Genomic DNA, 12,760 nt, shown 5'->3' on the forward strand with positions numbered 1-12,760 from the left:
ACGTCACCACGGCCAGCGAAGGAAGGCGATCGGCAAGCCGATGGCATATTTGAAGAGCAGGGAACAGAACCCGGCGAGACACAGGCCGAGCGCCAGCGCGCGGCGCGGCGACAGCTTCCCGTCGGCGCGGCTCGATATCAGAATGACCGCCACGATCGCGGGCGCCAGTCCGAACGGCTTGACCAGCAGCGCGAACGCCAGCATCGAGACGATGACCGTCGCGAATGGGCGGAACTCGAAATGCGGCATATCCCCGGCCCGCAGCATGGCTGGCACCATGATCAACGCACCGAACGCCGCGAGCAGCGCTCCCAGCGCGGCGGGAAACATGCCGGGGCCCATCTGCGTCGCGGTTCCCAGACGCAGCGTGGCAAGCACCGTCGCGACGGCTCCGATTCCGATCATGATCAGGGCGAAACCGCCCAGCACGTCCCGATAGTCTTTCGAGCGCATGTGTCGCCCTCCCTAGTTTGTCTCTCTCCCGTTGTCCGGCTCGCCGAAGCGCCGCGGCCGGCTTCATGTCATTGCCGGTCCTGCCGGCTGGTGTCCCCCGCCGTCCGTCCTGTTCGACAGCCGCCGTCCTTCCTCGAGGGCGGCGAAGGATTGGGTCGGCGCCGTCATCAGCCAGCGGAACCCTTTGCCCAGCAGGGTCTCGACATTGTCAGTCCCGACATGGGGATGGCCGCAGGGCACGCCCTTCTCGACGCAGATGGCGAGGATGTCGTCTATCGCTGACAGCAGGGCAGGGTGGTCGTATTGCCTGGGAAAGCCCAGTTCCTGCGACAGATCGCCCTCGCCGATGAGGACGAGGCCGATGCCGGGCACCTCGTCCAGAATCTCGGGGAGATTGCGTATCGCCTCGACCTTCTCGCACATGATGCCGACGAGGATCTCTCCTTTCGGGTTGAGCGGCCATACGTCCGCGCGCTCGTAATACTGCTGCGAGGTGAGCCCCCAGTAGGGAGCGGCATGGATCGGCGCGTCGCCACGCCGCCCGGGAGGATTGTGATAGGGCGCATCGGGCGGCCGGGCATAGCGACAGGCCGCGACGGCGCTGTGTGCTTCCCTTACCGTCGCGACATGCGGCCAGATCACCCCGTAGACGCCGCAATCCAGCACCTGCTTTGCCAGATACTCGTTCATCTCGGCGCCATTGGCCGGGATGCGCACCATCGGCGTGACGGCCGGAGCTGGCGTGCCGATGCGCAGGATCTGGGCCCGGTTGAGCATGTACTGCAGGCAGTCCCGCAGCGTCCTGACGTCGTAGGGATGGTGCTCCAGATCGAACACCGCCGCGTCGAACGGCGCCGCGTTCACCATCTGCGCGGCCCCGATCTCGGGGGTCGCGAACGTGGTGAAGGCGGGCCGCCCCTGTGTGAGCGCCCGAATGGCGCCGTTCAGTCTCGGAATGTCTGACATCGTCACGTCCTGAGCGCCCCCGCAGGTCAGAAGTCGACCACGACTTCGCCGTCCTCGACGCGGAACGTGTGGGGGGTGTAGTCGGAGACCCATTCCATGTACTCGAGCAGCTCTCCGAACCTCGGGTCCGAGATGTCGAGCGGTTCGGGTTGGGCGAGCCGGTTGATGTAGGCCGGAATGAAGCTCACCCGCTCGACGCCCTTCTTGCTGAAGACGATCTTCGGAACGATCGTCTGCTTGCAATGGACGGGCATGTCGTAGAGCGAGTCGGGGTCGTTCTTGTTGTCGGGCTGATACCAGAAGAAGTTCCATTCGAGCGGCAGTTTCTTCTCCCAACTGCCGGTCGTCAGGAAATTGCCGATGCTGTAGAAGCAGACCTTGCCCTTGTAGACCTCGACAGCCTTCGGGACATGCGCGTGATGGCCGAGGATCAGGTCGGCGCCTGCATCGATGATCGCGTGAGCCATGGTTTGCTGGTACTCGGCAAGGATCTTGGGAACCAGGCGGATGCCCCAGTGGATGAACACCACGACGGCGTCGGCCTTTTCCTTCGCCCTGGCGATGTCCTCGCGCATGGCGACGAGATCTTCCTCGACGGGTTGCGACAGGATCTTGGGAGGAGAGCCGGGCTGGAAGTCGATGGGCGAGTAGTGCGTCCAGGCGCGCATGGGAGCGACGCCCGGCTTGGCGGCGCCGGCGGCCCAGCCGTCGCGGATCACCGACGAATAGCCGATGATCGCGACCTTGACGCCGTTCTTCTCCAGGATCACCGGACGACGCGCTTCCTCGGCGTTGCGGCCGGCGCCGATGGTCTGCAGACCCATGTCGCGGAAGAGGTCGAGGCTGTCCAGCAGCGGATCGTAACCCCAGTCGAGCGCATGATTGGAGGCGAGGGAGACGACGTCGATACCGGCGGCCTTGAAGATGGAGGCGAGGCGCGGCGGCTGGCGGACATGCTTGCCGCCGGGGATGGTCGTCTTCCATTCCTCATAGAAGCCGCGTTCCGAATAAACCCGTTCGCATTGCGCAACGCGGAAGTCGGCCTGCGCCAGGACCGGCTTGATGAGTTCCGCCAGCCGGTCGACCGGCTCGATGATCGGCCCGACATCGCCGCCGGCCATAAGTGTCAAGGTGTTCTGGGCCATGCTCAGTTCAGCTCCTGGATTGTCGTCTGGTTTCGGGAAGGGTGGCGCGCGGGCGCGCCCGCTGGTCCGGCCGGGACATCTCCTGCCGGGACGTCTCTTGCCGGAATATCCCTTGGCGGTCGGGCCGATCACTCGACGCTGATTTTGGCTTCCCTGATCACCTTGCCCCACCGCGACACTTCGGCGTTGAAGTAGTCGGCGAACTGCTGCGGGGTCATTGGCTGGGTCTCGAGCCCGCTCTTCTTCAGGAGGTCGATGACCTCGGGCGATTCAAGAACGGTGACGATCGACGAGTTCAGCCTGGTGACGATCTCCGGAGGCGTCCCGGCCGGAACGAAAATGCCCGTCCAGGTTTGCGCGATGAATTCCGGATAGCCCATTTCGATCATCGTCGGCACGTCGGGCAGGAAGGGTGTGCGCTCGGGCGCGGCGATCGCCAGTGCGGCCAGCTGGCCCGATTTGATGTATTCGATCGTCGACGGCATCGTGGCGAAGGACATCTGCACGGTGCCGGAGAGCAGATTCACAGTCGATTCGCCGCTGCCCTTGAAAGGCACATGGGTGATCCTGGTGCCGGCCATGAGATTGAAGAGCTCGCCAGCCAGATGAGGGGTCTGCCCAAGGCCGGCCGAGCCGAAATTCAGCTTGCCGGGATGCGCTTTCTCATAGTCGACCAGTTCCGACACCGACTTGACCGGCAGGGAGGCGGCATTCACCAGCAGCAGGTTCGGCGAGATGCCGGCCGGCGCCACCGGGATGAAATCCTTGGCCGGATCGTAGGGCAGGCTGTCGTACAGCGAGATGTCGATGCACATGCTGTTGCTGCCCATGAGAAGCGTATAGCCGTCTGGCGCCGCATCGGCCACCTCGCGCGTGCCGATCTGCGCGCCCCCGCCCGGCTTGTTTTCCACCACGACGGGCTGGCCCAGCATGGGCGACAGATGGGCCGCGATCACGCGCGCCGCGATGTCGGTTCCGCCGCCGGGCGCATAAGGCACGATCAGCCGAATGGGACGGTCGGGATAGTCGGCCCAGGCCGGACCGACGGCAGCGCCGAGCGAAACCGCGAGCATCAGCGAAAACAGGGTTCTTCTGTAAATATGGTTCATGGCCTCCTCCCGGTCTGTTCTTGCATCGCCGGCGGTCCTGCCGCACGGCGACGATCGAAACGCCGTATCGCCGAAGAGCCATGCAAAAAGCCACTTGCTGGAGAAAAGCGTAGCCTTTCTCCACTGCGTCACGGAAGGCTCCCCACAGGCGCCAGAAGGCGTTTCTGCGAGCAGCATCACAAATATGGATGCTCCATGCCAATTCTAACTGGTATGGAATGGTATCGAATTTGTTTATCGATAAGGCGTGTCTCGCCCGCGTGCCAGCTGTCGCTCTCCCGCGCGTCGCCGGTCTCAGGCCTTCTCGCCGCCGGTCGCTTCTGCGAGGCGCTTGTCGGGCGCGCGCAGCAATGTCAGGCCGACACCGGCGAGCGTGATGAGGCCGCCGACGATCGTCATCGGCGCCAGCTCCTCGCCCAGCAGGAACACGCCGAAGCCGATCGCGATGACCGGAATCGTCAGCAGGAACGGCGCGAGCCTTACGATGCCGTGCCGGCCGATGAGGAGGCACCACAGGCCGTAACCGATGATGGTCGGCCCGATGCCGACGGTCAGAAGCGCCATCGTGTCCTCCACCTCCAGTCTGGCGAGATAGGGCAGGGGGTTGCCTTCCAGCAGGTAGGACAGCGGCCAGAGCTGGAACGTCGCGAAGACGGCAAGCCATGTCGCGAGCTGGAAAGCGCCGACATGGCGCAGGGTCGGGATCATGTTCTGGCTGATCGCCCAGGCGAGCGCGCCGAGAACGACCATCAGCGCCGCTCCATATTCACCGCGGACCGACGGTGTGCCGAAGACGATGAGGGCGCCGAGGAGACCGAGAATCGTGCCGGCGATCTGCGCCCGCGTCGGCATGCGCCGCGTGATCACGGCCGCGATGATCATGGCGAAGGGAACCTCACACTGCACCAGAAGCACCGCCGTCGTCACATCGAGCCGGGCAATGCCCGCATAGGTGAGGCTGAACTGGACGGTCGCGCCGATGAAGGTGATCCAGAACAGCCGCAGCATCGCCCCCCGCGGCGGCGGGACGAACCAGACGAGGATCGCCGCCGCGATGGTGTGGCGAAGCGCGGAGAGGAGAACCGGCGGCAGGACGTCCAGCACCGTCTTGGAAGCGACGAAGCCCGCTGCCATCGCGATCGGGAAAATGAGCGCGAAGACGACGTCGCGCACCGGCAGGCCGCCGTCGCGCAGGCTCACGGCGGCTCACCGGCGAAGAGCAGTTCGCCGAGCGTCTGCAGAAGCAGCCGCGCGCCGGCGACGATGGATTCGGGCGTCGAATATTCGTCCGGGTGATGGCTGATGCCGTCGCGGCTCGCCACGAAGATCATGCCCGCCGGCACCTTGCGCGCCAGGATCTGCGCATCGTGGCAGGCGCCGGAGGGCAGTTGCAGCACCGGCACGCCGATCGCACCCGCCGTCCGGGTGATCGTCGCGATGAGCGAGGGGGCGAGCGGAGCAGGCTCGTCGATCCCGGCGTCTTCGGTGGCGAGCGACAGGCCGTTGCATCGCGCCGCCTCGGCGAAGGCCGTATCGACGAGCCCGCGCAGGTGCCGCAGCTCGGGTGCGGAAGCAGCGCGCACCTCGCTCGTGACGATCGCCTCGGCCGGTATGACGTTGCTGGCGCCGGGCAGAAACCGGATGGAGCCGAACGTCATGCGTCCCGTCGCGTCGAGGCCCTCTGCCCGCATGGCCTCGAACGCCGCGCTTACGGCGAGGCAGGAGCCGCGTCCCGCGTCCCGCCGCACGGCCATGGGCGTCGAGCCGGCATGGCGGGCTTCGCCCGTCAGGCGATAGCGCGCCATGTCCATGCCGACGATGGAATCGACCACCCCGACGTGGATGCCTGCGTTGTCGAGCACGGGCCCCTGTTCGATGTGGAGTTCGATATAGGCGGCGATGTCGGAGGACGGACGCTGCGCCTCGCCGATGCGTCCGGGGTCGAGACCCGCCTGCCGCATCGCCGCCGACAGTTTTTCGAACCCCGCCGAGGCGCGCATGCCGTCGTGCAGTTCGCCCATCATGGCGCGCGAGCCGAACAGGCCGACATAGGCGCCTTCCTCATCCGCGAAGGCGATGATTTCGAGCGCACACGCCAGCGGCAAACCAGTTTCGCGGACGACGCGGGCGCATTCGAGGCCGGCCAGAACGCCGAGCGCGCCATCGAGGGCGCCGCCGCCCGGAACGGTGTCGATGTGCGATCCGCAAACGACGGCGGGACCGGGCGGGCCCAGCCGTCCGATGATGTTGCCGGCTGCGTCAGTATGCACGTCGAGCCCCGCTTCCCGCATGCGGCGCGCCAGCCAGTCGGCGGCGCTCCGGAAAGCGGGGGAGAAGGCGGGCCGCGAGATGCCGCCCTCGGGGCGCGCGCCGAACTTGGCCAGGGCCTCGATATCGCCGAGCAGGCGCGGGCCGTTCAGGGGAAGTGTGAAGCTCCTGGCCATGTCCTGCCGCCCCATGTCCTGCTGCCAAGGCCTTGCCGCGCTTGCCTTGTCGACCCTGTTGCTGTCAGGGTTTGATGATAATCTCGCGCGGCAGGCGCGAGAAGCGTTCGCACCCGGTTTCGGTGACGAGAATGCTCTCGGAGAAGCCGATGCCGTATTCGCGGTACTTGAGGCACAGCGGCGGCATGTGGAACGTCATGCCCGGCTGGAGAACGCGCTCTTCGTTCTGCTGCAGCGAGATGATCTCGCCTTCGCCCCAGTCCGGCGGATAGCTGACGCCGATGCTGTAGCCGAGCCGGTTGCGGTGGTAGTCGCCGAAGCCGGCTTTCGTGGTCACGGCGCGGGCGACCGTATCCGCCTCGTGCGAGGTGACGCCGGGCCTGATGAATTCGAGCGCGGCGGTGACGGAGTCGATGCAGGCCTGCGCCGCGCGCAGCCATTCGTCCTTGGGCTTGCCGACGAAGATCGTGCGCATCAGCGCGGCCGTGTACCGGCGCTGGGAGGCGGAAATCTCGAAATACATGAGATCGTTGTCCGCCAGCGCGTTCTTGCCGCCGGTCTGGTGCGGCAGGCAGCTGCGCTCGCCTGCGAGCACGAACGGCGGCAGGCCCATGTATTCACCGCCATTGGCGAAGAGGGAGCGGTTCACCTCCGCGTTGATGGCATCGCCTGTGGCGCCCGGGCGCGTGGCCTCGTAGCCCGCCAGCATGGCCTTGTCGACAAGGGCGGCCGAACGCTTCATCACCTCGACCTCCTCGGCCGATTTGAGCATGCGCGCGTTCCACAGGATCGCCGTCGCATCGACGAACTGGTTCGTCGGCGCTTCGCGGACGAGGGTTTCATGCTCGTCGACCGTATAGAAGAAGGTCTGCTTCTCGACACCGATGCGCCTGTTCTCACTGAGCCCGAGCTGCGCCAGCACGTTGGCCGTGACGGTCGGGGCATGATCCCAGTCGTAGACCTTGGCGAATTTCGTCGTCCAGGCGAACTCGGGCGTGTTGATCCACTCGAAATCGCGGACGAGGAAAACCGGCTCGCCGTTCCTCGGCACCACGATGCAGTGATAGCGGTAGTAGCCGGGCGTTTCGTAGCCGGTGAAGTAGGTGATGTTTTCCGGGCTTCGGATCAGCAGCGCGTCGAGATCCGCGCGGGCCATGGAGGCCTGCACGAGATCGTAACGCCGCACGAACTCCTCCGGCGAGAACGCCAGACGGTCGTGCAGGATCATCGGCAGCTCGAAGCCGCTCGCGCTCGTGCGCGTCGTTGCCTGAAACGTGATGTGTTCGGTGTGCTCCGCGATGCTCAAAATATCGCGGTCGTTCGGCAATGCCATCTTCACCTCCCTGAACTCCAGCAAAGCACAAGTTCATTCTCGGACGGCAATTCTTCGGGGAAAATGTGAAGGTTCTTGAATTCAGTTTGAACCGTGTCAAACTGACTGTCCGGGGGAACACAATGACACGCGTTATGGACATGGACCTGCGGCTGCTGCGCGTTTTCATCGCGGTGGTCGAAGCGGGCGGGTATTCGGGAGCGCAGACGACGCTCAACATCGGCAGTTCGACGATCAGCCTGCATATGTCGGATCTGGAGAAGCGGCTGGGGTTCCGGCTGTGCGAGCGCGGCCGCAGCGGCTTCCACCTCACAGACCGTGGGCGGACCGCCTATGAGGAGACGAAGCGCATCCTCACCCAGCTCGACGATTTCGCCGGCAGCATGGCGACCCTGCGCAAACGCCTTGCCGGAAAGCTGCTGCTGGGCATGGTGGACTGCCTGACGACCCATCCGGATTTTCCGCTCGTGCACGCCTTGCGCCGCTTCAACGAACTCGACCACGATGTTCATGTCGAGCTGGTCGTGGCGTCGCGTCTCGAGCTTGAGAAGGCGGTTCTCAACGGACACCTGCATGCCGCCGTCGTGCCCTACGTGCGCAAGATCAACGGTATCGACTGCCGCCCGGTGCTGCGGGAGACGCATCACCTCTATGTCGGGCGGGGGCATCCTTTCTTCGATCGCGATCCGGGGGAGGTCTCGACGGAGGAAATCGCGCGCCAGCAATTCGTGCTGCGCGGCTATCAGGAGCAGTTCGACCTGACGAGTTTCGCCTCGGCTTCCTGCGCGGCGACGGTGCACAGCATGGAGGGCATGCTCGTCCTGCTGCTGACCGGCGCCTATATCGGCTTTCTGCCGGACCACTACGCGCGGGACTGGGTGAACAAGGGGCAGTTGCGCATGGTCGAGGCGCGCGACTTCAGCTACACCTCGCGCCACATGCTCATCACCGGGCGGGCGTCCAAGATGGCATCCGCCTTCATCACCTTCCTGTCCCTGATCGATGCGTTGACGCTCGATGCTCCCCGCGATGCGCCGGCGCCCCGCGGCAAGGTCGCGGCCAAGGTTTGACCCGCGCTGAAGTATAGCTTGAATGGATTGTATTCTTTCGAAGGCTGGGAGCGGCTTTCCTTGGCATAACCGCAACAGCCGCCCAGAGCCGAGGAAAGCATGTCGGGCCAGAGCATGGATGCCGTCGAATTCAGGCAGGTTTCGAAATCCTTCGGCGATTGCCAGGTTCTTTCGGGGATCGATCTCAAGGTTGCGCCCGGGGAAAAGGTGAGCCTCATCGGCCCGAGCGGGTCGGGAAAAACGACCATCCTGCGCATCCTGATGACGCTTGAGGACTTCCAGTCCGGCACGGTGTGGGTCGGCGGCGAGCCGCTGTGGCACATGCAGACCGCATCCGGCCTCGTTCCCGCATCCGAACGCCACCTGCGCACCATGCGTCGGCGTATCGGCATGGTGTTCCAGCATTTCAATCTCTTTCCGCACTATACGGCCTTCGAGAATGTCGCGCTGCCGCCGCAGGTGGCGCTGAAGCTCGACAAGAGCGAGGCGGAAAGCCGCGCGCTCGATCTCCTGCGCATGGTCGGCCTGGCGGACAAGGCGAAGAACTATCCGGCGGAACTGTCCGGGGGCCAGAAGCAGCGCGTGGCGATTGCGCGCGCGCTGGCCATGCGCCCCGACGTCCTTCTCTTCGACGAGCCGACGTCCGCGCTCGATCCGGAGCTGGTGGACGAGGTGCTGAACGTTCTGCGCGACGTCGCGCATACGACGGACGCCACCATGATGCTCGTCACCCACGAAATGGGGTTCGCGCGCGAATTTTCGGACCGCGTCCTCTTTCTGGACAGCGGCCGGATCGTCGAGCAGGGCGCGCCCGAGCAGCTCTTCAAGGACCCGCGCGAGGAGAGGACGCGGTTTTTTCTGAGGAAATTTCTCGCCACCCGGCACTGACAACAAACACGGGAGGCAAAAACGAGGCAAAAACAAAGGGGAACAGGGCTATGAAATACTTACGGAATATCACGCGGTGTCTGCTTGCCACCTTCCTCGTGGCGTCCGGCGGCGCGGCGGCGAACGCCCAGGCCGTCGAGCGGCTCCAGAAGGCCGGCACGGTGAATATCGGCACGACGCAGGAACCTCCCTACGCCATCATCTCGCCGGACGGAACGCCGAGCGGCGCGGCGCTCGATCTCAACAAGGTCGTTTTCGAGAAGCTCGGCGTGAAGGCCATCAAGGTGGAGAGTATCGATTTTGCCGGCCTCATCCCGGGCATTCAGGCGAAGCGGTTCGACGCGGTGTCCACGGGGCTGATGATCCGCGGACCGCGCTGCAAGGCGGTGCTGTTCTCCGAGCCGGATCTGTGCACGGCGGAGGGCTTCGCCGTGAAGAAGGGCAACCCGCTGGGCCTCAACACCTATGCGGATCTCGTGAAGGGTGCGACCCGGACGGCGGTCTGCGGCTCCTGCGTGGAGGAGCGCCGCGCGCTCGAAGTCGGCGTGCCGCGCGACCGTCTGGTGATCGCCGCCGACGCGTTCAACGCCATCAAGATGCTGCAGGCCGGCCGCGTCGACGCCGTGGCCTGGCCGGATGCGACGCTGAAGAGCATCATCGCGACGCTGAATGACGAGGGCCTTGAGGTCGTGTCGCCGGTGCAGGGCGAGCCGATAAGCTGCTCGGGCGTGGCGTTCAACCGTGCGGATCGCGATCTGCGCGACGCCTATGACGTGGCCTTTGCCGAGCTGAAGGCGAGCGGCGAGTTCGCGAAGATCGTCGCACCCTATGGTTTCGATCCGGACCTTGTGCTGGCGGAAACGCGCGCAACGCATTGCGGCGGCGAGGAGAATTGAGCCGCCGCTGTCGCGTTCGTCACGTCGTCGTGCGGCGCCTGCGGGCGCCGCTTTTTTCTTCCGGGCACCGTTTCCAGGCCGCGATCTGTTAGGCCGGACGAGGCCGGGACCAGCGCGCGTCCGCCGCACGCCCCTTGGGGCGTCATCACCGGTTTTCTTGAATTTCTTTTGATTTCGATCAAACTGAATTCGGGGACTTTCCGATTTTTGCAAACTATCGACCTTTCTAAGCTCTCTCTGCCGCTCGCACGGCGGAATGATAAAAACAAATGAAAATCGGCGGGGATTGAACGACAAATGAAAGTAGAGCAGTCGGAAACACGCCTTCATTTCGATGAACGGCCGCGCAGGAAGCGCATTGGACTTATCATTCTGGCTACCTGTCATTCATCGGAGCCTGATTTCCATGCATTCGTCGGCGGGCCGGACGTCGGCATCTATACGGCCCGCATCTTCTATGAGAACCCGACCACGCCCGAGAACCTGCGCAAGACGCTGCCGCGGCTGACCGAGGCCGCGTCGCTGATCTTCCCGGATCAGGAGGTCGACGCGATCTGCTATTCCTGCACATCGGCCTCCATGGTCATCGGCGACGATGCGGTGGCTGGTGCCATTCAGGCCGTGAAGCCGGGCGTGCCCGTCGTGACGCCCACGCGCGCCGTGGTCGCCGCCCTGAGCGCCCTCGACGCCCGCACGGTCGATATACTGACGCCCTACAACCGCGAAACCAGCACGATGATGGGCGAATACATCGCCGGGGCCGGTTTCGACGTACAGCATCTGACCTATTTCGGCCTCGAAGACGACCGGGACATGGCCCGCATCGCGCCCGCCTCGCTGGTGGAGGCCGCGGCCGAAGCCTGTTCGGACGAGGCGGATGCGCTGTTCATCTCCTGCACCGCGCTGCGGGCGGCCTCCGCCGCGGCGGACATCGAAGCGCGGATCGGCAAGCCGGTCGTCACGAGCAATCTGGCGACGGCGTGGATGGTCCGCCGGCTCGCGGGGATCGACACGCCCGTGTCCTCCCGCGCGCGGCTCTTCGGCCTTCCTCTCTGAGGAGACGGGCATGGACCTTGATAAACTCTTGTACGAACTCTTGCGACGGGAGGCCGGGGGGTGCGATGGATGAGCTTTCGGTCTATGGCGTTCTTCTTCTGCAGGGTGCATGGGTCACGGTGAAGATAACGGTCGTCGCTTCCGTCGTCGCCGTGTTCGTCGCCTTCACCACCGGCATCATGCGCATGTCGCACAGCTTCTTCGTGCGCCTGCTGCCGACCGCATTCGTCGAGATCTTTCGCGGCACGCCCTGTTATGTGCAGCTCTTCTGGGTGTTCTTCTCGCTGCCGCTGATGGGAATCCTGCTCGACGCCTTCACCGTGTCCGTGCTCGTTCTGGGCAGCAATGTCGGCAGCTATGGGTCGGAAGTGGTGCGTTCGGCGCTCGCCGGCGTGCCGCGCAGCCAGTACGAGGCGGCCGTCGCCCTGAACTACACGCCTTTCCAGCGCTTTCGTCACGTGACGTTTCCGCAGGCGCTGATCACCATGCTGCCGCCGGCCGGGAACCTCTTCATCGACCTTCTGAAGCTGACGCCGCTGACGTCGCTCATCACGGTGTCCGATCTCACCTACAACGCCATCCTCGTGCGCCAGCAGACCGGCAACACGGCCTTTGCGCTGGGCGCGATCATGCTCGGCTACTTCCTGTTTTCGACTTTCATCGTCTGGTGCATCCGCCGGCTCGAAGTCCGCGTCTCGCGCGGGATGGACGTGGGAGTGAACGCGCGATGACCTGGGACTGGGACTTTGCCTTCGAGGTTCTTCCGCTGCTTCTGCAAGGGCTTCGCGTCACGCTGTCGGCGGCATTTCTGGCGACCTTGCTGGCGCTGGCGGTCGGCCTCGTCTTCGCCATGGCGAAACGGGCCACGAATCCGTTCATCCGCCTGCCGATCAACGGCTTCGTCGAGTTCATCCGGCGCACGCCGATCCTGGTGCAGATCTACTTCATCTATTTCGTGCTGCCGGAAGTCGGGATCCTGCTGCCGGGGTTCGTCTCCGGCATCATCGCGCTCGGCCTGCATACGGGCGCCTACATGTCGGAGGTCTACCGCGCGGGCATCGAAAGCGTGCCGCGCGGGCAGTGGGAGGCGGCGCAGGCGCTCAACTATACGAAGTGGGACATGTGGCGGCGCATCATCCTGCCGCAGGCCATTCCTCCCATGATACCGGCGCTCGGCAACTACGTGATCTTCATGTTCAAGGATTCGTCCCTGCTGTCGATCATCGCCGTGCCGGAGCTCATGAGCATGGCGCGCAACATCGGCAACGATACATACCGCTATCTCGAACCGATGACCCTCGTGGCGGCGCTCTACTTCGTCATGAGCGTCGCCGCCGCCTGGTTCGTGCGCTGGATCGAGGCGCGGCAGGACAAACGGAAAAAAGCCGTCTGAAGAACGG

Annotated in this window: 13 protein-coding genes; 6 read left to right on the top strand and 7 right to left on the bottom strand. The window is 64.7% G+C overall.

Features of this window, described 5'->3' with window-relative positions; all coding sequences use genetic code 11:
* Positions 1 to 3 precede the first annotated feature (3 nt).
* From ACUSIJ_RS20130 to ACUSIJ_RS20160, 7 genes are all read right to left on the bottom strand, one after another.
* The gene (locus tag ACUSIJ_RS20130) at positions 4 to 453 is read right to left on the bottom strand and encodes a tripartite tricarboxylate transporter TctB family protein (protein ID WP_449310204.1); all 450 of its coding nucleotides are present in this window, start codon (positions 451 to 453) and stop codon (positions 4 to 6) included.
* 63 nt (positions 454 to 516) lie between these two features.
* Entirely contained in the window at positions 517 to 1,419 is a 903-nt protein-coding gene (locus ACUSIJ_RS20135) for an HpcH/HpaI aldolase family protein (RefSeq protein ID WP_449310205.1), read from the bottom strand.
* A gap of 26 nt (positions 1,420 to 1,445) precedes the next feature.
* Positions 1,446 to 2,564 (bottom strand): CapA family protein, encoded by a 1,119-nt coding sequence (locus ACUSIJ_RS20140; RefSeq protein ID WP_449310206.1) that lies wholly within the window; start codon positions 2,562 to 2,564, stop codon positions 1,446 to 1,448.
* A gap of 128 nt (positions 2,565 to 2,692) precedes the next feature.
* Positions 2,693 to 3,673, bottom strand: a complete 981-nt coding sequence (locus ACUSIJ_RS20145; RefSeq protein ID WP_449310207.1) for a Bug family tripartite tricarboxylate transporter substrate binding protein — start codon at positions 3,671 to 3,673, stop codon at positions 2,693 to 2,695.
* 294 nt (positions 3,674 to 3,967) lie between these two features.
* Positions 3,968 to 4,873, bottom strand: a complete 906-nt coding sequence (locus ACUSIJ_RS20150; RefSeq protein ID WP_449310208.1) for a DMT family transporter — start codon at positions 4,871 to 4,873, stop codon at positions 3,968 to 3,970.
* Positions 4,870 to 6,117: a hydantoinase/carbamoylase family amidase gene (locus ACUSIJ_RS20155; RefSeq protein ID WP_449310209.1), complete on the bottom strand. Its 1,248-nt coding sequence runs from the start codon at positions 6,115 to 6,117 to the stop codon at positions 4,870 to 4,872. Before ACUSIJ_RS20155 ends, ACUSIJ_RS20150 begins: the two co-directional genes overlap by 4 nt.
* A gap of 64 nt (positions 6,118 to 6,181) precedes the next feature.
* On the bottom strand, positions 6,182 to 7,450 hold the full coding sequence (locus ACUSIJ_RS20160; protein WP_449310210.1) for a M24 family metallopeptidase: 1,269 nt from the start codon (positions 7,448 to 7,450) through the stop codon (positions 6,182 to 6,184).
* A 122-nt stretch (positions 7,451 to 7,572) separates the two neighbouring features.
* Here ACUSIJ_RS20160 and ACUSIJ_RS20165 point away from each other — a divergent pair, with 122 nt between their 5' ends.
* The 6 genes from ACUSIJ_RS20165 to ehuD all read left to right on the top strand — a co-directional run bounded on the left by ACUSIJ_RS20165 (position 7,573) and on the right by ehuD (position 12,753).
* A complete protein-coding gene (locus ACUSIJ_RS20165; protein WP_449310211.1) occupies positions 7,573 to 8,520 on the top strand; it encodes a LysR family transcriptional regulator in 948 nt (315 codons plus the stop codon).
* Positions 8,521 to 8,619: 99 nt separating this feature from the next.
* A complete protein-coding gene (ehuA, locus tag ACUSIJ_RS20170) occupies positions 8,620 to 9,408 on the top strand; it encodes an ectoine/hydroxyectoine ABC transporter ATP-binding protein EhuA (protein WP_449310212.1) in 789 nt (262 codons plus the stop codon).
* Positions 9,409 to 9,458: 50 nt separating this feature from the next.
* On the top strand, positions 9,459 to 10,304 hold the full coding sequence (ehuB, locus tag ACUSIJ_RS20175; RefSeq protein ID WP_449310213.1) for an ectoine/hydroxyectoine ABC transporter substrate-binding protein EhuB: 846 nt from the start codon (positions 9,459 to 9,461) through the stop codon (positions 10,302 to 10,304).
* A gap of 297 nt (positions 10,305 to 10,601) precedes the next feature.
* Positions 10,602 to 11,360: an ectoine utilization protein EutA gene (eutA, locus tag ACUSIJ_RS20180; RefSeq protein ID WP_449310214.1), complete on the top strand. Its 759-nt coding sequence runs from the start codon at positions 10,602 to 10,604 to the stop codon at positions 11,358 to 11,360.
* A 65-nt stretch (positions 11,361 to 11,425) separates the two neighbouring features.
* On the top strand, positions 11,426 to 12,091 hold the full coding sequence (ehuC, locus tag ACUSIJ_RS20185; protein ID WP_449310215.1) for an ectoine/hydroxyectoine ABC transporter permease subunit EhuC: 666 nt from the start codon (positions 11,426 to 11,428) through the stop codon (positions 12,089 to 12,091).
* Positions 12,088 to 12,753 (top strand): ectoine/hydroxyectoine ABC transporter permease subunit EhuD, encoded by a 666-nt coding sequence (gene ehuD, locus ACUSIJ_RS20190; RefSeq protein WP_449310216.1) that lies wholly within the window; start codon positions 12,088 to 12,090, stop codon positions 12,751 to 12,753. Before ehuC ends, ehuD begins: the two co-directional genes overlap by 4 nt.
* The last annotated feature ends 7 nt before the right edge of the window (positions 12,754 to 12,760 follow it).

This window comes from Pseudochelatococcus sp. B33 (assembly GCF_053570585.1).